The organism is Quisquiliibacterium transsilvanicum, from assembly GCF_014202215.1.
Classification (GTDB): domain Bacteria; phylum Pseudomonadota; class Gammaproteobacteria; order Burkholderiales; family Burkholderiaceae_E; genus Quisquiliibacterium; species Quisquiliibacterium transsilvanicum.
This window is the reverse complement of sequence record NZ_JACHGB010000002.1, coordinates 506,032-522,778: the sequence shown is the minus strand read 5'-3', so window position 1 is coordinate 522,778 and position 16,747 is coordinate 506,032. Positions and strand designations below refer to the sequence as shown.

17 protein-coding genes are annotated in these 16,747 nt (G+C 70.8%); 9 read left to right on the top strand and 8 right to left on the bottom strand.

From position 1 onward, the window contains the following. Positions 1 to 4: 4 nt before the first annotated feature. The 4 genes from HNQ70_RS05910 to HNQ70_RS05895 form a co-directional block, all read right to left on the bottom strand. Positions 5 to 1,099 (bottom strand): 6-pyruvoyl trahydropterin synthase family protein, encoded by a 1,095-nt coding sequence (locus HNQ70_RS05910; protein WP_183965209.1) that lies wholly within the window; start codon positions 1,097 to 1,099, stop codon positions 5 to 7. 79 nt (positions 1,100 to 1,178) lie between these two features. After that, positions 1,179 to 1,790 (bottom strand): 3'-5' exonuclease, encoded by a 612-nt coding sequence (locus tag HNQ70_RS05905; RefSeq protein ID WP_183965207.1) that lies wholly within the window; start codon positions 1,788 to 1,790, stop codon positions 1,179 to 1,181. 63 nt (positions 1,791 to 1,853) lie between these two features. Then, complete coding sequence (locus HNQ70_RS05900; protein ID WP_183965205.1) at positions 1,854 to 2,363, bottom strand: Dps family protein; 510 nt, start codon at positions 2,361 to 2,363, stop codon at positions 1,854 to 1,856. A 54-nt stretch (positions 2,364 to 2,417) separates the two neighbouring features. Next, positions 2,418 to 3,443 (bottom strand): YcjF family protein, encoded by a 1,026-nt coding sequence (locus HNQ70_RS05895; RefSeq protein WP_425504334.1) that lies wholly within the window; start codon positions 3,441 to 3,443, stop codon positions 2,418 to 2,420. Positions 3,444 to 3,514: 71 nt separating this feature from the next. On the opposite strand from HNQ70_RS05895, the gene HNQ70_RS05890 reads away from it, so the two are divergent. From HNQ70_RS05890 to HNQ70_RS05855, 8 genes are all read left to right on the top strand, one after another. Next, positions 3,515 to 3,994 carry a DUF456 domain-containing protein gene (locus HNQ70_RS05890; RefSeq protein ID WP_183965201.1) on the top strand — a complete coding sequence of 160 codons (480 nt, stop codon included), beginning with the start codon at positions 3,515 to 3,517 and terminating at the stop codon, positions 3,992 to 3,994. A 90-nt stretch (positions 3,995 to 4,084) separates the two neighbouring features. Beyond that, positions 4,085 to 5,380, top strand: coding sequence for an MFS transporter (locus tag HNQ70_RS05885; RefSeq protein ID WP_183965199.1), 1,296 nt, complete (start codon positions 4,085 to 4,087; stop codon positions 5,378 to 5,380). Positions 5,381 to 5,451: 71 nt separating this feature from the next. Next, positions 5,452 to 5,835, top strand: a complete 384-nt coding sequence (locus HNQ70_RS05880) for a nuclear transport factor 2 family protein (protein ID WP_183965197.1) — start codon at positions 5,452 to 5,454, stop codon at positions 5,833 to 5,835. Beyond that, a complete protein-coding gene (locus tag HNQ70_RS05875; protein ID WP_183965195.1) occupies positions 5,832 to 6,674 on the top strand; it encodes a glutathione S-transferase family protein in 843 nt (280 codons plus the stop codon). The genes HNQ70_RS05880 and HNQ70_RS05875 overlap by 4 nt, the downstream gene beginning before the upstream one ends. A gap of 85 nt (positions 6,675 to 6,759) precedes the next feature. Further along, positions 6,760 to 9,090 carry an esterase-like activity of phytase family protein gene (locus HNQ70_RS05870; RefSeq protein WP_183965193.1) on the top strand — a complete coding sequence of 777 codons (2,331 nt, stop codon included), beginning with the start codon at positions 6,760 to 6,762 and terminating at the stop codon, positions 9,088 to 9,090. A gap of 100 nt (positions 9,091 to 9,190) precedes the next feature. Continuing rightward, on the top strand, positions 9,191 to 9,874 hold the full coding sequence (locus HNQ70_RS05865; protein WP_183965191.1) for a DUF937 domain-containing protein: 684 nt from the start codon (positions 9,191 to 9,193) through the stop codon (positions 9,872 to 9,874). Positions 9,875 to 9,945: 71 nt separating this feature from the next. Continuing rightward, complete coding sequence (locus tag HNQ70_RS05860; protein WP_221302651.1) at positions 9,946 to 11,022, top strand: alpha/beta hydrolase; 1,077 nt, start codon at positions 9,946 to 9,948, stop codon at positions 11,020 to 11,022. Positions 11,023 to 11,051: 29 nt separating this feature from the next. Continuing rightward, positions 11,052 to 11,522 carry a CIA30 family protein gene (locus HNQ70_RS05855; RefSeq protein WP_183965189.1) on the top strand — a complete coding sequence of 157 codons (471 nt, stop codon included), beginning with the start codon at positions 11,052 to 11,054 and terminating at the stop codon, positions 11,520 to 11,522. Positions 11,523 to 11,567: 45 nt separating this feature from the next. Here HNQ70_RS05855 and HNQ70_RS20110 read toward each other — a convergent pair whose 3' ends face one another. The 3 genes from HNQ70_RS20110 to HNQ70_RS05840 form a co-directional block, all read right to left on the bottom strand. Beyond that, positions 11,568 to 11,753, bottom strand: coding sequence for an HIT family protein (locus HNQ70_RS20110; RefSeq protein ID WP_246434812.1), 186 nt, complete (start codon positions 11,751 to 11,753; stop codon positions 11,568 to 11,570). A 167-nt stretch (positions 11,754 to 11,920) separates the two neighbouring features. Beyond that, on the bottom strand, positions 11,921 to 13,411 hold the full coding sequence (locus HNQ70_RS05845) for a DUF2779 domain-containing protein (RefSeq protein ID WP_183965187.1): 1,491 nt from the start codon (positions 13,409 to 13,411) through the stop codon (positions 11,921 to 11,923). A 241-nt stretch (positions 13,412 to 13,652) separates the two neighbouring features. Next, on the bottom strand, positions 13,653 to 14,261 hold the full coding sequence (locus HNQ70_RS05840) for a glutathione S-transferase family protein (RefSeq protein ID WP_183965185.1): 609 nt from the start codon (positions 14,259 to 14,261) through the stop codon (positions 13,653 to 13,655). Between the two features lie 272 nt (positions 14,262 to 14,533). Here HNQ70_RS05840 and HNQ70_RS05835 point away from each other — a divergent pair, with 272 nt between their 5' ends. Further along, on the top strand, positions 14,534 to 14,929 hold the full coding sequence (locus tag HNQ70_RS05835) for a type II toxin-antitoxin system HicB family antitoxin (protein WP_183965183.1): 396 nt from the start codon (positions 14,534 to 14,536) through the stop codon (positions 14,927 to 14,929). Between the two features lie 54 nt (positions 14,930 to 14,983). Here HNQ70_RS05835 and HNQ70_RS05830 read toward each other — a convergent pair whose 3' ends face one another. Continuing rightward, positions 14,984 to 16,648: a thiamine pyrophosphate-binding protein gene (locus HNQ70_RS05830; RefSeq protein WP_183965181.1), complete on the bottom strand. Its 1,665-nt coding sequence runs from the start codon at positions 16,646 to 16,648 to the stop codon at positions 14,984 to 14,986. Positions 16,649 to 16,747: the final 99 nt, after the last annotated feature.

Below are 16,747 nucleotides of genomic sequence, written 5' to 3'. Positions count from 1 at the left end.
TCCCTCAGACCGGCAGCGCCGGGCCCAGCTCGCCCCAGGACAGGATCACGCCGCTGCCGCGGGTCTGGTACAGGTCGATGCGGTCGAGCTGCGGCAGCAGCGGCGCGGCCTGCGCGCGGATCCAGCGCGCGAGGCTCGCGGTGTCCGCATCCGCGAGGCCGGGCAGCTCGTGCAGCGGCTGATGGTCGAGCCTCCTGAAGATCGGATCGAAGACCGACTTCACGTCGCCGAAGTCCACCGTCCAGCCGCGCAGCTCGTCGAGCGGCGCATGCAGGTGCAGGCGCAAGGTGTAGGTATGTCCGTGGATTCGGCGACGGGCGTCGCCCTCGGGCGCGCGCGACAGCCGCACCGCGCTGTCGAGGGTGAGCTCCTTCCAGATCCGGTAGTGCCGGCCGTCGAAATGGGCGCCGCAGCTGCCGGTCTCGTAGACCGTCACCCAGGACAGCTCCGGCAGCTGCGGCTCCAGCCGCTCCCAGATCCAGCTCGACAGCATCTCGCTGGTCGGGTTCTCGAGACCGGGCAGGTCGTTGAGGCAGGCGTGGTCGAGCTGCGCGTGGATCGGCGCCCAGAGCGCGTCGAGGTGATCGTAGTCGACCCCCATCGCGCGCGCGCCGAGATCCTGGTCGGCATGCAGGATCACCTCGAAGCCATGGCCGTGCATGCGGCCGCACTTGTGGCCGGCGGGCACGTTGGGCAGCCGGTGCGCGGACTGGAACACGTAGCGGCGCCAGACGTGCGCATGGTCCGCGCCGTCCACGTCCACGCCTTCGTGCTGCGTGCTCTGGATGCCGATGCTGTCCAGGCCGGGGACCTCGAGGCGGGCGCGCAGCCAGCGCGCCAGGTTCTCGTCGGTGGGTGTGTCGAGCTCGCGGTTGAGCTCGTTGTAGTCGAGCGGGGCCACGGCCGCCGCCAGCCTCGCGGCGAGCGCGTCCACCTCGCCACCCGCGAAGCCTCCCCAGCCCTCGGGCAGCCGCGCGCGGATCTCGGCCAGGAAGGAATGGCCGTGCAGGCGGCTGGATCGGTGGCTGTCGGGCAGCGCGCCCACGCGGCGCGCGGACTCGAAGCCGGCGGAGGCGGCGTACAGAAGATGTTCGGTCATGCTGGGCTCTGGAGTGGGCGACTGCCGCCGGAGGGATGCCGGCGCCGCGGCCAACCGCCAAGGATAGCGCGGCGCGCCCTCAGCCGCCGCAATGCCTGCCGATCCAGGCCGCCAGGCCGGCGCGCGGCACGGACTGCAGCGCACACAGGGTGGAATGATCGGGATCGGGCAGGCGATAGCGCTGCGCGAGCGCACGGCGGATCCCCAGCCAGAGCCCGGCCGCCATCTCGGCGTCGGCCATCGCCCGGTGCGCGCGTCCGGTCACCGGTAACGCGAGATGCCGGGCCAGCGTGCCCAGCTTGTGGTTGGGCGCCTCCGGATAGACCCGGCGCGCGAGCAGCAGCGTGCAGGCGAAGGGGTTCCCGCCCGCCCTGCCCGCCCGGGCCAGCTCGGCTTCCCAGAACCGGCGGTCGAAGGACGCGTTGTGCGCCACCATCGGGACGCCGCCGACGAACTCCGCGACTTCCCGCATCACGCGTTCTGCGGGGGGCGCGTCGTCGAGCATCTCGTTGCTGATGCCGGTGAGTTCCTCGATGAAGGGCGGCACCCAGGCGCCAGTGTTCATCAGGCTCTGGAAGCGGTCGACCACCTCGCCGCCGCGCAGCAGCACCACCGCGATCTCGGTGGCGCGAGCGCCCTGCTCCGGCGACATGCCGGTGGTCTCGAAGTCGATGACGGCGACGCTGTCCATGTCAGCGCAAGCCGCCCCTGACCAGTGAGGCCGGGTCGGCGAAGTCCGCGCGGGCCGCGCGCCTCACTCCTCGAGCAGGCTGCGCAGCATCCAGGCGGTCTGCTCGTGGACCGTCAGGCGCTGCGTGAGCAGGTCGGCGGTCGGTTCGTCGCCAGCCTTCTCCACCAGCGGGAAGATGCTGCGCGCGGTGCGCGCCACGGCCTCGTGGCCGTCGACCAGAATGCGGACCATCTCCAGGGCCTTGGGGCTGACCTCGGGAGCGTCGGGGATCGACGCCAGGCGGCCGTAGGCGGCATAGGAGCCCGGGGCGGGGTGCCCCAGCGAGCGGATGCGCTCGGCGATCGGATCGACCGCATTCCAGAGTTCGGTGTACTGCCCCATGAACATCGCATGGAGCGTGTTGAACATCGGGCCGGTGACGTTCCAGTGGAAGTTGTGCGTGGTCAGGTACAGCGTGTAGGTGTCGGCGAGCAGCCTGCTCAGGCCGCCGGCGATTGCCGCGCGGTCCTTCTCGCCGATGCCGATGTTGATCGCCACCCCGGCGGCGCTTCTCTCGGAGGACTTCTTCGCCATGGATTCGACTCCTTCGTCTGGTATTCAGGCCTGCAAGGATAAGCCAAGGCCCTGCTACTGGTTGCGCACCATGGCGACGATCTGGCCGACGTCGATGGTGCGCGCCTTCTGCTCGATCTGCGGCAGGTACTGCGACTGCAGGGACTTCGCCTGGCCCAGCGTCTGGGCGTAGGTGTCCTTGAGCACCTGGGCGCTCATCACGCGCCCGCCGGCGTAGTAGCGGCGCGCCACCTGGCCGAGCGCCCAGGTGGTGGCGAACGAGAAGGCCATGCCGGTGGCGCCGCGCGCCAGCCCGCCGATCATGCGGCCGGCAGCCTTGCCGAACAGCCCGCCGACCAGCTTGCGGCCGATCTCCTCGAGGTACTGGCCGGTGAGGCCGACGCCCATCGCGGCCAGCAGGTCGCGGACGTGGCCGCGATCGAGCTCGTAGCCGTAATCCTTGCCGATCCGGTAGACCATCTTCATCTGCAGCGGGATGATCGCCATCGACGCGGTGGACTGCGGCAGCAGTTCGAGCGCGCCGTTGAGGATCGCGTAGTTGACGATCATCGAGTCGATCTCGGACTCGGGACGCCGCGGGGTGGCCGCGACCACGGGTCCGGGGGGCGCGGCGGCGCCCGTTGCGGCCGGTGCGGCCGTTGCGCCAGCCTGCACCTCCGGCTCCGCACCCGCCTCCAGCGGCAGCGACGCGAGCGCGTCGCCGTCCTCGATCGGCGCAGCCGCCTCGCGCGCGCCCAGGCCCAGCGCGCGCGCCAGTTCCGACAGGAAGCGGGTCTCGTCGGCGTTGCGCAGACCGTCGGCCTCGCACACGCCCACCGCGAGCTCGTAGGCCAGCTGGCGCAGCTCCGGTTCGGGCAGCCGGTCGATGGCCCAGGCGAGGTCGATGCGCTTGAGCAGCACGTCGCGCAGCATCGCCTGCATGTCGCCGTCGCTGCCGAGCGTCTCGGCGACGCGCCGCACCTCGTCGCGCTCGGAATCCGCCTTGCTGCCATCGGCGAAGGCTGCGAGGATGGAAATGGCCAGGATGGCCTTCTGCTGTTCGTGGTTCATGGCGCTTGTGGTCGGAAAGCTCGTCCTCATCTTACGCTCAGCGCAGTGCGTTCCCCGCGGGCTGCCGCCCCACCCAGCAGCGCTCGTCGAAAGGCATCGAATTGGACATCCTCCTCTGGTCCCTCGCCGTCATTCTCGTGATCGCTGGCGTCGTCGGCACCGTGCTGCCGGCGCTGCCCGGCACCGCCCTGGTGTTCGCCGGCCTGCTGCTGGGCGCCTGGATCGACGGGTTCACTGCGGTCGGCGCGATCACCATCGCAGTGCTCGGCCTGCTGACGGTGCTCGCCTGGGTGGCCGAATACGTGGCCGGCATGCTGGGCGCCAAGCGGGCCGGCGCCGGCCGCCTTGCGCTGCTCGGCGCGGCGATCGGCACCGTGCTGGGCGTGTTCACCGGCCTGTGGGGACTGATCTTCATGCCGCTGGCGGGCGCCGCCATCGGCGAGTATCTCGAGATGCGTGACATCGCCCGCGCCGGACACGTCGGCGTCTCGACCTGGATCGGCATCATGCTCGGAACCGCGGTGAAGATCGCGATCACCTTCGCGATGATCGGCATCTTCGTCGCCGCACTCATTTTCTGAAAGCCGCCCCGCGCCAGCGGGCGCGGCGGGCACCGGTGCCGGCGGGATCCCGGACTATCATCGCCCGGTCCCGACCGCAGCGGAGCCCGCATGACCCGAAGCCTGGCCAGTCGCCTGCCCTTCTTCTACGGCTGGCTCGTCGTCGCAGTGGTCTTCGTCACCATGGCGCTGGGCGTGAACTCGCGCACCGCGTTCTCGCTGCTGCTGCCGCCGGTGCTCGACGAGTTCGGCTGGGACCGCGGCGTCACCGCAGGCGCCTTCTCCTTCGGCTTCCTGGTCTCAGCGGTGCTCAGCCCGACGCTGGGGCGCCTGATGGACACGCGGGGTCCGCGCGCGGTGATGCTGCTGGGCGTGGGGCTCACCGGCACCGGCCTGCTGCTGGCGCCCCTGGTCAGCCAGCCCTGGCATCTCTATGGGACCCTCGGCGTGCTGGTGGGCGCCGGCAGCGTCTGCCTGGGCTACACCGGGCAGACGCTGTTCCTGCCCAACTGGTTCGTGCGACGCCGCGGCCTGGCCACCGGAATCGCCTTCGCAGGCGTCGGTGCCGGCTCCATCCTGCTGCTGCCCTGGTTCCAGCGCGTGATCGAAGCCGACGGCTGGCGCACGGCCTGCTGGACCCTGGGGATCATCGTGCTGGTGGTCGCCGGACCGCTGAACCTGCTGCTGCGGCGGCGCCCGGAGGACCTGGGACTGGCGCCCGACGGAGATCCCGAGCCGGCCGCAGGCACGGCGGGCCGGGTGAAGAAGAACGTGGTCGACCCCGAGTGGGCCGCGATCGACTGGACGCTGGCGCGCGCGATGCGCACCGCGCGCTTCTGGTGGGTGGGCGCAGGCATGTTCGGCGCCCTTTTCGCCTGGTACGCGGTGCAGGTGCATCAGACCAAGTACCTGCTCGAGGTGGGCTTCACGGCGCGGGACGCCGCCTGGGCGCTGGGCGCGGTGAGCCTCGCCGGCATCCCCGGCCAGATCGCGCTGGGCCATCTCTCCGACCGGATCGGCCGCGAGCCCGTCTGGGCGATCGGCTGCCTGGGCTTCGTCCTCACCTACCTTGCGCTGCTGGCGCTGGAGTCCTCGCCCAGCCTGGGCCTGCTGTACCTGATGGTGATCCTGCAGGGCCTGCTCGGGTACGGGATGACCTCGGTGGTGGGCGCGATTCCGGCCGAGATCTTCGAGGGCAGGCACTTCGGAAGCATCTTCGGTACGCTGACGCTGTGCGGGATCGCCGGCGGCGCGCTCGGTCCCTGGGCGCTGGGCGCGCTGCACGACGCCACCGGCAATTACGTCGCCGGGTTCTGGCTTTCGCTGGCGTTCGCGGTGCTGTCGGCGTTCGCGATGTGGCGGGCCTCGCCCGGCAAGATCCGCGCGGTCGCCGGCCGCATACGGTGAGCCGTCGATCCGCTTTCCGATGACGGCCAGCGATCGGCCGGGACCACTTCCACCATGACGAGGAGACGACCATGAGCGCCGACGACCGCAAGGACATCGAACGCACCGTCCAGGCCTATTTCGACGGCCTCTACGAAGGCGATGCCGATCGGCTCGCCGAAGTGTTCCACGAAACCGCTTCGCTCACCTGGGCACAGGACGGCCGGCTCGAATCGATGCCGCTGGCGAAGTGGCTGGAATCGGTGCGCGCGCGCCCGTCCGCGAAGTCCAGGGGACTCGAGCGCGACGACGCCATCCTGGTGCTCGACCAGTCCGGGCCGGCCTCGGCCTTCGTGAAGGTGAAGTGCCAGATCCCCCCGCTGCACTTCACCGACTATCTCAACCTGCTGAAGGTCGGCGGCCGCTGGGTGGTGGCGCAGAAGGTCTTCGCCACCGAGGTCCGCAAAAGCCCATGACCCGCAAGATTCGCCTCACCGACACCGTCATCGACTACCTGAGCATCGAGGAGGCGCGCCGGCGCCCCGGGCTGCGCCTGGTGCTGGGCGCCTACACGGTGCCCGGTCCCTGGCGGGAGGCCTGCAAGGGCATCTTCCACGTCAAGGGAATTCCGTACGCATCGGTGAGCACCGCCGACCCGGGCCGCGCCGACGGCGAGTTCGGGATGGCCGGCGCCGACAGCCAGCTGCGCGACTGGACCGGGCAGTCGAGCGCGCCGGTGGCGATCTGGAACGACGAGAAGCCCTGCAGCACCTGGATCGAGCAGCTGCAGCTTGCCGAGCGGCTGGCCCCGACGCCGTCACTGCTGCCGCAGGGTGTCGACGAGCGTGCGCTGACGTTCGGGCTCTGCCACGAACTCGCCGGGCGGGACGGCTTCGGCTGGACCCGGCGCATCGGCATGATCCACGACAATCTCGCCGGCCTCGCCGACGATCATCCGTCGCGTGCGTTCTGGCAGCACATGGCGGCCAAGTACGGCTACACCCCCGACAGCGGCGCGGCAGCCTCGGCACGGCTGGCCGGCATCGTGCGCGCCTTCGCGCGCCGCATCGAGGCACAGCGCGACGCGGGCCGCCGCTACCTGGTCGGCGACCGTCTGAGCGCGGTCGACATCCACTGGGCCTGTTTCGTCGGCATGATCTCGCCGATGGACGAGGAGCGCTGCCCGATGGCCAGTTCGTTCAGGGCGTCCTACACCAACCCCTACCCCGAGGTGCAGGCGGCGCTGTCGCCGCTGCTGCTCGAGCACCGGGATTTCGTCTACGAAACGCACCTGGAGCTGCCGGTCCGTTTCTGAGCCGCGCCGCCGGCTCGCCCGCCGGCTGTCACGACACCGAAACGCCAGGCCGCCAGGATTCCCGGATTTCACCCCGGGAATCCTCATGCATTCGAAGAAGAAGAGCATCCTCTCCGCCGCCATCGCGCTCGGCCTCGGCGCGGGCCTCGCCGCCTGCGGCAGCAGCGGCGGCGACACCGCGCCGGCGCCGGCGCCGGCGCCCGCGGAACGCTCGTTCAAGCGCGTCGCCAGCTTCCCGGTCTGCGCCCAGCTGGGCTCGTCCTGCGAAAGCGACGACACCACCGCGGCGGAGATCGTCGCGGCCAGCACCGACGGGATGACTCTGGTCTACAGCAACAGTCCGGCCGGCGAAATCGGCTTCATCGACATCGCCGACCCGGCCCAGCCCCGACCCGCGGGCAGCCTCAAGGTCGGCGGCGAGCCCACCTCGGTGAGCGTGCTCGGCGCCTACGCACTGGTCGCGGTGAACACCTCGGCCGATCACGTGAACACCTCCGGCAAGCTGCTGGTGGTCGACATCGCCACGCGGGCCGTCGTTGCCACCCTGCCGCTGGGCGGCCAGCCCGATTCGGTGGCAGTCAGCAAGGACGGCCGATACGTTGCGATCGCGATCGAGAACGAGCGCGACGAAGACCTCGGCGACGGCGCCCCGCCCCAACTGCCCGCCGGACACCTGGCGATCGTCGATTCGGTCGGCGCACCCGCCACCTGGACCCTGCGCAACGTCGACCTGCGCGGGCTGGCCGCGCGCTTCCCGGATGACCCCGAACCAGAGTACGTCGACATCAACGACGACAACGTGGCGGTGGTCACGATGCAGGAGAACAACCACGTCGTCATGATCGACCTGCCGACTGGCAAGGTGCTGCGCCACTTCCCGGCCGGCGCGGTGACCCTCGCCGGAGTGGACGCCAGCGACAACCGCCCTGCCCTCATCTCGCTGACCGAAACCCTGCAGGACGTGCTGCGCGAACCGGATGGCGTGGCCTGGATCGCGAAGGATCGCTTCGTCACTGCCGACGAGGGCGACCTCGCCGGCGGCAGCCGCGGCTTCACGATCTTCAACGCCGACGGAACGGTGGCCTGGGCGTCGGGCACCGAGCTGGAGCGCGAGACGGTGCGCCTGGGCCATTACCCGGACCGCCGGTCCGACGCCAAGGGCAACGAGCCGGAGAACGTCGACTATGGACGCTACGGCGACAAGGACTACCTGTTCGTCGCCTCCGAGCGCGCCAGCCTGCTCTTCGTCTACGACATCGCCAATCCGCTGGCTCCGGTGCTGAAACAGGCGCTGCCCGCCGGGTCCGCGCCCGAAGGCGTGCTGGCGATCCCCTCGCGCAACCTGCTGGTCGCCGCCAGCGAAGCGGATGACCGCAGCATCATCGTGCGCTCGGTCGTCAACATCTACAGCTACGGCGAAGGCGCTCCCACCTACCCCACGATGAAGTCGGTCGACCGGGCCGATGGTCACCCGATCCCCTGGGGCGCGATCTCCGGCCTGGCGGCCGCGCCCGCGGACAGCACCCGCCTGTTCGCGATCGACGACAGCTTCTATCGCGCCAACCGCATCTTCGGCATCGACGTCACGAAGAAGCCTGCGGCGATCGACACCGAACTGCGGATCACCGACACCGCGGGCGTGCTGGCCGCGCTGCCGGTGGCCGATGCCGCGAGCGCGGACAGGGCCGCGAACTTCGACTCGCTCGACCTCGCTGCGATGATCAACCCCGACAAGACGGTCAACCTCGACCCCGAGGGCATCGCGGTGGCCAGCGACGGCGGCTTCTGGATCGCCTCCGAGGGCGGCGGCACCGTGGGCGAGGCGGGCCGGCCGGTCACCAGCCACAACCTGATCCTCAAGCTCGACGCCACCGGCGTGATCCGGCGGGTCATCACGCTGCCGGCCGCGCTGAACGCGGTCCAGCTGCGCTTCGGCTTCGAGGGCGTGGCCGAGTCCGACGGCAAGCTCGTGGTGGCCTTCCAGCGCGCCTGGAACCGCGAGGCCAACCCGCGCCTTGGCATCTTCGACCTGGCCGCGGGCACCTGGAGCTTCGTGCACTACCCGCTCGAGCCGGTGGCCTCGCCAAACGGCGGCTGGGTGGGCCTGTCCGACATCACCGCGCTGGGCAACCAGCAGTTCCTGGTGGTCGAGCGCGACAACCAGGCGGGCCCGGATGCGCGGATCAAGCGGCTCTACCGGATCGACCTCAAGGGTGCGGCGGCCGGAAGCACGCTGGCCAAGACGCTGGTGCGCGACCTGCTGCCCGACCTCAAGGCGCAGGGCGGGCTGGTGGTCGAGAAGATCGAAGGTTCGGCGGTGCTGGCCAACGGCGACGTCTACGTGGTCAACGACAACGACGGCGTCAACGACAACAGCGGCGAGACGCTGCTGCTGAAGCTCGGCCGGCTGCAGTGAGCTTGCTCCGGGGGTCGGACCGCGGTCGATCCGGCCCCCGGACGACAGGGGCCGCGAAGACGGATAATCTTCGGCAAGACCCCCGGACAAGGAACTCCAGATGAACATCCTCGAAACCATCCTCTCCGCACAGGGCGGCGGCGGCGTGCGGCAGATGGCCGACCGCCTCGGCCTCGAGCAGGGACAGGCGCAATCGGCGATCGAGGCGCTGCTGCCGATGCTGGCGGGCGCAGTGAGCCGCAACGCACAGCAGCCAGGCGGGCTCGAGGGTCTGCTCGGCGCGCTCTCCGACGGCCATCACCAGCGCTACCTCGACGATCCCTCCACGCTGCAGGACGAAAGCACGGTCCAGGACGGCAACGCCATCCTGGGTCACCTGTTCGGCGACCGAGAGGTGAGTCGGCAGGCGGCCGAGCGCGCCTCGGCGCAGACCGGCATCGGCGCCGACGTGCTCCGGAAGATGCTGCCGATGCTCGCCGCCCTGCTGATGGGCGGCCTCAGCAAGGGCGCATCGCAAGGCGGGATGTTCGGCTCGCCGACAGCCGGCCAGGGCGGTCTCGGCGATGCGCTGGGCGGCGCGCTCGGCGGCGGCGCCGGGGGCGGCCTGGGCCAGGTGCTCGGCGGCCTGCTGGGCGGCGGCCAGCGTCCGGGGCTCGGCCAGGCGCAGCCGCAGGCCGGCGGCGGCCTGCTCGAAATGCTCACGCCGATGCTCGACCGCAACCGCGATGGCTCGGCGATGGACGACATCCTCGGAATGGCGGCGCAGTTCCTGCAGCGGCGCTGAATGAGCCGGCGGGTCTGGCAGCTGCGGCTCGCCGCAGCACGCGAGGCGCCGCGCCGCGGGGGGCATGACGCATGAACGTCCATCCGCTGCTGGTCGCCCTGTTCCTGCTGTTCGCCCTGGCGCTGCTCGCCTGGGCGATCGCCCGCTTCCGCCTGCAGGGGCCGGATCTGTCGATGTTCGACCGCCCAGCCGGCCGCTGCCTGTCGCCACCCGGTCCGGCCAGCGATGCGCACCGCGCAGTGGTGGCATCGCTGGGCGGTGCGGCCCGCCTGCTCGACGGGGTGCCGCGCAGCCGGCACGTGGCCGTGCTGCGCCAGTACATCGACACGCTCTTTCCCGATGACGCACAGGGTGTGAGCGTCACTCCGGCGGACGCCGGCGGGGTGCGCGCGGAGTGGGTGCTGGCCCCGGGCGCCGATCCGGCCCGCAGGCTGCTCTACATCCACGGCGGCGCCTTCATCATGGGCAGTCCACGCAGCCATCGCCGCCTCACCAGCCGGTTCTCCGAGATCAGCGGCGCTGCGGTGCTGGCGATCGACTACCGCCTGATGCCCGAACATCCGCGCATCGCCGGCATCCAGGATTGCCGCAGCGCCTACGGGTGGATGCTCGACAACGGCCCGCAGGGCGCGGGGCCTGCTGCCCGCGTTTACGTGGCAGGCGACTCGGCCGGCGGCAACCTCACGCTGTCGCTGCTGGCCTGGATCCGCGACCACGGTCTGCGGGCCCCGGACGCGGCAGTGGCGCTTTCACCGCTGACCGACGCGACGATGGGCAGCCCCAGCCTGAAGCAGAACCGCCCCACCGATCCGATGCTTGGCCCGTTCTTCGGCGCGCTCGCGAAGATTCCCCACAGCCTGCTGCTGTGGGGCGCCTGGCTGCAGACCCGGATCAGGCCCAGCGACCCGCTCGTCTCCCCCGTATATGGCAATCTCGCCGGCCTGCCGCCGCTGCTGATTCAGTCGAGCGAGGCCGAGATGCTGCACGACGACGCCCGGCGCTACGCCAACAAGGCCGCAGCCGCCGGATCTCCGGTCACGCTGCAGACCTGGACGCACATGGTCCATGTCTGGCAGATCTTCCATCCCGACCTCCCCGAGGGCCGCGAGGCCTTCGAGGAGATCCGCAGCTTCCTTGCGACACACTGAGCCGGGCCGGTTGCCGGCGCGGGTCCGCCTTGCTCGATTTCTCCGACCAGTCCGTCGCCGCCGAGTTCCGCGTCATCAACGACGGGGTGATGGGCGGGGTGTCGAACTCGCGGCTTTCCCAGATCGACGGCGCGCTGCGCTTCGAGGGCCAGGTCTCGCTCGACAACAACGGCGGCTTCGCGTCCTTCCGCGGCCCGCTGCGCGTGCCCGCGGGCGCCGCCGCACTGCTGGTGACGCTGCGCGGCGACGGTCAGCGTTACAAGCTCACCTTGAAGCTCGACGACAGCAACGCCACTGCGCAGTATCAGGCACGGTTCAGCGCACCGCGGGAGTGGACGACGCTGCGCTTCTCGCCCGCGGACTTCACGGCGAGCTTCAGGGGCCGGCCGGTGGCGGCTCCGCCGCTCGATTTTGGCGGCGTGCGATCGGTGGGGGTGCTGATCTCGGACGGCCAGGCGGGAGCGTTTCGCGTGGAGCTCAGGACCCTTCGCGCCGAGTGAGCGAGTAGTGGGCAGGACGTCGAGCGCGCAGGCGACTGATCCGGCTCAGCGCCCGGACCAGTAGTCCGCCTTGTCCGGGAAGATCCACCTGACCCCGCCGCGTGGGTCTGGCCGATCCCCCTCGTATCTCGGGATCAGGTGGACGTGCAGGTGCATCACCGTCTGGCCCGCGGCCCGGCCATCGTTGACGCCGACGTTGTAGCCGTCAGGTCGGAGTTCCGTGCCGAACAGGAATCACCAGGGTATGGCCGGGCGAAACGGGGAAGCCGTCACGAATGGCGACCGCGAGCCCATTGGCGTGCGCGATGCGTTCCGCATCGGGAGGGCAGAAAGGGCATGTCCTGATCATCGCCCGGGATGACATCGGCCCTGCGCCTCCAGCGCCGCGCCGGCCAGGCTCACGGCGTGCGCCCAGCCTCGTCCGTCCCCGCCAGGAAGCGCGCCAGTTCCACCAGCCCCAGCGTGTCCAGCGCGCAATAGCGCCGCAGCCCCGCCTCCAGCTCGCGCCTGCGCGCAGGCGAAGTGGCCGGTGCGATGCACTCCATGTAGGCCGCCTGCGCGGCCGTGCCGTCCTGCACCTCGCCCAGCGACGCGTGGTCCAGCCCTGCCCCGATGGTCGGCAGCACCGCCTTGATCGAGCGCGAGCCCATCATGTCGCGATGGTAGTAGTGACTGCGCACCACCGGCAGCAGGTCGAACAGACGCTGTGCGATCCGGGTCAGCGGTTCGCCGAGGTCGGGGAAGCGCCGCGCCAGCTGGTTGATCACGTTGCGCTCGAACCCGGCGTTGTAGGCGATCACCACGCCGTCGGCCGGAATCGCGCGCACCAGCGCCTCGGCGCAGCCACGGCTGGGATCGGCGCCGGAGAGGTCGAGGAACTCCAGCGGTTCGAGCCGGCCGTCCGCGTGTTCGACATGGCAGGACCACTGGAAGGGCAACTGCTGCCAGGGCCGGGTGCCCGGCCAGACCGGCACCGCAAAACCGATGGTCTCGAAGTCGAGGCAGGCGCGCGGATAGGGCAGCGCCCGCACGATGCGCGCCGCCATCGGGTCGATCCAGGGTTCGCCTTCGCGGGTGACGCGGGCGACCAGCGCGAGGTCTGCTTCGGTGAACCGGTCCGCGGGCACTCGTCGCAGGTCGAGATGGCCCTCCGCGATCAGCTGCGCGGCCAGCCGCTTGCCCGCGTTGCCAGGCAGCAGCGTGACCGGGTACTCCGGCTGTGCGCCGGCCTGCGCGGCGCAGTGCGCGGCAAAGGGGCAGTTGAACGGCGAGTTGCACTGCTCGCCCATGGCGACCGACGGCTCCCCGCCCTCCAGCGTCGCGGCAGCCGCTGCAGCCCAGCCGGAAACCTGTGCGGCGATGCCGCGGGTGGCGGCATCGAGGTCGTGGCGCATCAGCAGCCCCTCGTAGCGCCCGCCGCCCGGATAGGTCCAGCCGGTGTCCAGGTGCCAGAGCTCCACCCCTTTCAGCGGCAGGCCAGCGCCCTCGAGCACCCAGCGCTGGATGGCGACATCCTCGAGATAATGGCCTTTCACCGAGCCGGAGGACTTCACCTCGGCCAGGGTCCAGCCGCCGTCCTGAGGCAGCAGCAGATCCGCCCGCATCAGCACGCCGCGATGCTCGAAGGTGGCCTCGAAGAGCGGCCTGGGCGGAACTTGTGCGACCAGCTCGCGCGTCAGCCGAAGCGCCTCGCCCAGGCCCTCGGCCGGCTCGACGAGCACACCCTCCGGGTACAGGCCGCGCGCCGCTTCGCCCACGCTGTGGCCCGCGGCGAAGGCCAGCCGGGTAGCGGCGGCATCCTCGCGCAGCTCCGGATGACGAACCTGCAGCCACAGCCGCTTGGGGCACTGCCGGAACTCGACGAGACGGGACTTGGAGAGGCGGGGCATGCGTTCGGCTCGTTGTCGGTCGTGACCGAAGGCAGGCAGCTTAAGGAGTCGGGCGGCGGGCCGGTGTGCGCCAGTTCCGGTGGGCGCAGGCGCTGCGCTTGCGCCGTGACCGAGCGGTCGGTGGCGGACGACAGGCGGCAAGGCTGGCCTGCCGAACGACACCCGACCCGAGCATCCGAGTGAACTTCGCCTGCAGGGCGATCATTGCAGTCCGCGGCCACGCCGCCCATCTGCCCCCGACTCAGGCCGCTGCCGCCCGCTGATACGCCGGCCGCGCCGACAGCCTGGCCCAGTACGCATTCAGCTCGTCCAGCCCCTCGGTCGAGGTGAAGCGCTGAGCCAGCATCACCGAGTAGCCCATCATGATGTCGGCAGCGCTGAACTCCTCGCCCAGCAGATAGCTGCGGCCGCGCAGCGCGCGGTCCACCGCCTCGGAGCACAGGCGGGCGCGGCCCTTCATCTCCTCGACCACGGCCGGGATCTCGCCTGCCTCGCCGAACGCGCGCCGGTGGTTGACGATCTCGCCGATCGGGCGCGCGTAGGTGGCCTCGGCGAACCAGCTCCATTGCAGGTAGATGCCATGTGACTCGGTGCCAGGCGCCGGCTGCAGCCGGCCCTTGCCATGACGGTCGAGCAGGTACTGCACCATGGCGCCGGACTCGAACATCGTGAACCCGCCGTCGGTCATCGCCGGCACCTTGCCCACCGGGTTCAGCGCGCGCCACTCCGGGCCGGCGCGGTAGGCGGCGGCGAAGTCGACGGTCTTCACCTGGTGCGGCAGCTCCAGCTCCTGGCACAGCCACAGGACGCGCAGCGATCGGGTGACGGGGACGTGATAGACGGTCAGCATCGCTGGCTCCGGATGGGGTTGAACAGCACTGGGCGCCAGCCTACGCCGGGCGCATCGCTGCGGCATCGCGCACGCGCAGGAAAGCGGAAGTCCCCGCGTCCTCAGAGCGCCTGCCACCGGGACTGAAGGCCCGGGCCAGTCCATCGAATCGACCACAGGGTCGATTGCGCCCCGAGCCACCCTTCAGGACGATGGTGTACCCAGCAAGCGTCGATCTTCATCGATGCGAGCCCCCGACGATGTGTATCGTGTCTATCTCGACTAGAGGCGAAATGAAGTACCCCATCGCAATCGAACCGGGCAGTGATGAAGCCGCCTGGGGTGTGGCCGTCCCCGACCTGCCGGGATGTTTTTCCGCAGCCGACGGCGGCGTCGACGAGGCGATCGAAAACGCGAAGGAGGCGATCGCGGCGTGGATCGAAGCGGCGGTGGACTCCGGCGAACCCGTGCCGATGCCGTCGAGCATCCACGCGCATCGCGCGAACCCCGAGTTCGCCGGATGGATCTGGGCGATCGCGGAAGTGGACCCCGCGGTGCTCGACGAACGTGCCGAGCGGGTGAACATCACGCTGCCCCGCCGTGTGCTCGCGCGCCTCGACGCCAAGGCACGCGCGGCTGGCGAGACCCGCTCCGGCTACATCGCCCGGCTTGCGCTGTCGGCACCCTGAGCGAGCGGCGCGCTCGCTGCGGTCCGCTCGCTGCGGTCCGCTCGCTGCCGCGCGCTAGCGCTTTCCCTCGATCTCGATCTCCACCAGCCGCGGCCCGCCCGCGGCGAAGGCCTGCGCGATGGCCGCTGCCACCTCGTCCGGATTCGTCACGCGCACGCCCGGCACGCCCATTCCCGCCGCCATCTCGACGAAGCCCAGTTCGGGGCCCTCGAGGTCCATCTTCGGATAGGGCTTGTCGGAGGCCGCGTCGAAGCGCTGGCGGTAGATGTCCAGGTTGTGCTTGAGCACGCGGTACTCGCGATTCACCAGGATGGCGAACACGATCGGCAGCCGGTGGTGCGCGGCGCTCCAGAGCGCCTGGATCGAGTACATAGCCGAGCCGTCGCCGGACACGCACAGCACCGGGCGGCCAGGGTTGCCCACGCTCGCACCGATGGCCCCGGCAAGACCCTGGCCGATGCCGCCGCCACGCGCGCCGAGGAACTGGTCGGGGGCGTCGAAGCCGAAGGCGGCGGCGAAGTCCATGCTCGCGGTGATCGACTCCTCGACGATCACTGCCTCGGCCGGCGCGCCCTTGCGCAGTTCGGTCATCACGCGCGGCATCGAGATCGGGGCGCGCGCCCAGGCCTTGTCGCGGCGCGACGCGTAAGCGGCGAGGTCCGCCGCCTTCTGCTCGGCCAGCGTCGCGCAGCGCGCTGCGGCCGCGGTGCGCCAGGGCTCACCGGTGGCCGCCGCCAGCGCGATGTCCAGCGCGCGAAGCGAGGCGCCGAGCTCGGCGACGACACCGACATCCACCGCGTGGTTGAAGGCGAGCGGCCTGGCCGACGATTCGAGTTGCACGACGCGCGCGCCCTCCGGGAACGGCGAGCCCGGCGTGAACCACACCTCCTCGAAGAAGGCGCCGCCCACCAGCAGCACCAGGTCGGCGCCGGCCAGAGTCTTGCGGATGGCGCCCGCGTCGAAGGGCACGCCGCTGCGGGCATGCGGATGCGCGCTCGGGAACGAGGCATGGCCGCGAATGCCCTCGAACCACACCGGCGCGCCGATCCGCTCGGCCAGCTTCACCAGGTCAGCGGTGGCCCCGGTGCGCGCGACCTCGTCGCCGACCACGATCACCGGCGCCGATGAAGCCTCGAGCAGCGCGCAGGCCTCGGCGATGCCGCGCGGATCGGGCGCGGCGGTGCGGTACAGCCGGCCGGGCGCACGGGCATGGTTGCCGGTCTCCTGCTCCATCACGTCGATGGGCAGCGATACGAACACCGGACCGTAGGGCGGATCGTTGGCGATCTTGAACGCGCGGCGCATCACCTCGTCCATCTCGCCCGCGCTGCGCACCTCGGTGCTCCACTTGGTGACCGGAGCGGCCATCGCGGCGAGGTCGTGGCTCAGGATGGGCTCGCGACGCAGCATGCGCGTGTCCTGCTGGCCCGCGGTGACCACCAGCGGCGCGCTGGCCTTCAGCGCGTTGTAGATCATGCCGATGCCGTTGCCCAGACCGGGCGCGACGTGCAGGCTGACCACGCCGGTGCGGCCGGTGGTGCGCGCGTAGTAGCTGGCCGCGCCCACCGCCATGCCCTCGTGCAGCGCGACGATGTAGTCGACCGACGGGTAGTCGAGAAGCGCGTCGAGCAGCGGACTCTCGGTGGTTCCGGGGTTGCCGAAGATGTGTCGTACGCCGTGGGCGACGAGGCTGTCCATGAAGACCGTGCGGCCGCGCATGCTGTGCTCCTTGTGTGCGTGATTCGCGCCGATCGTATCGGAGATCGGCGCGAGAGCCTGCACGAGGTGGGCGAAAGCGGGACGGCGGTCCGGCAGTCC

Excerpts from the sequence above, each read along its gene's own strand:
- HNQ70_RS05910 (WP_183965209.1), bottom strand. The coding sequence starts at position 1,099 with ATGACCGAACATCTTCTGTACGCCGCCTCCGCCGGCTTCGAGTCCGCG.
- HNQ70_RS05905 (WP_183965207.1), bottom strand. The coding sequence starts at position 1,790 with ATGGACAGCGTCGCCGTCATCGACTTCGAGACCACCGGCATGTCGCCG.
- HNQ70_RS05900 (WP_183965205.1), bottom strand. The coding sequence starts at position 2,363 with ATGGCGAAGAAGTCCTCCGAGAGAAGCGCCGCCGGGGTGGCGATCAAC.
- HNQ70_RS05895 (WP_425504334.1), bottom strand. The coding sequence starts at position 3,443 with ATGAGGACGAGCTTTCCGACCACAAGCGCCATGAACCACGAACAGCAG.
- HNQ70_RS05885 (WP_183965199.1), top strand. The coding sequence starts at position 4,085 with ATGACCCGAAGCCTGGCCAGTCGCCTGCCCTTCTTCTACGGCTGGCTC.
- HNQ70_RS05880 (WP_183965197.1), top strand. The coding sequence starts at position 5,452 with ATGAGCGCCGACGACCGCAAGGACATCGAACGCACCGTCCAGGCCTAT.
- HNQ70_RS05875 (WP_183965195.1), top strand. The coding sequence starts at position 5,832 with ATGACCCGCAAGATTCGCCTCACCGACACCGTCATCGACTACCTGAGC.
- HNQ70_RS05870 (WP_183965193.1), top strand. The coding sequence starts at position 6,760 with ATGCATTCGAAGAAGAAGAGCATCCTCTCCGCCGCCATCGCGCTCGGC.
- HNQ70_RS05865 (WP_183965191.1), top strand. The coding sequence starts at position 9,191 with ATGAACATCCTCGAAACCATCCTCTCCGCACAGGGCGGCGGCGGCGTG.
- HNQ70_RS05860 (WP_221302651.1), top strand. The coding sequence starts at position 9,946 with ATGAACGTCCATCCGCTGCTGGTCGCCCTGTTCCTGCTGTTCGCCCTG.
- HNQ70_RS05845 (WP_183965187.1), bottom strand. The coding sequence starts at position 13,411 with ATGCCCCGCCTCTCCAAGTCCCGTCTCGTCGAGTTCCGGCAGTGCCCC.
- HNQ70_RS05840 (WP_183965185.1), bottom strand. The coding sequence starts at position 14,261 with ATGCTGACCGTCTATCACGTCCCCGTCACCCGATCGCTGCGCGTCCTG.
- HNQ70_RS05835 (WP_183965183.1), top strand. The coding sequence starts at position 14,534 with ATGAAGTACCCCATCGCAATCGAACCGGGCAGTGATGAAGCCGCCTGG.
- HNQ70_RS05830 (WP_183965181.1), bottom strand. The coding sequence starts at position 16,648 with ATGCGCGGCCGCACGGTCTTCATGGACAGCCTCGTCGCCCACGGCGTA.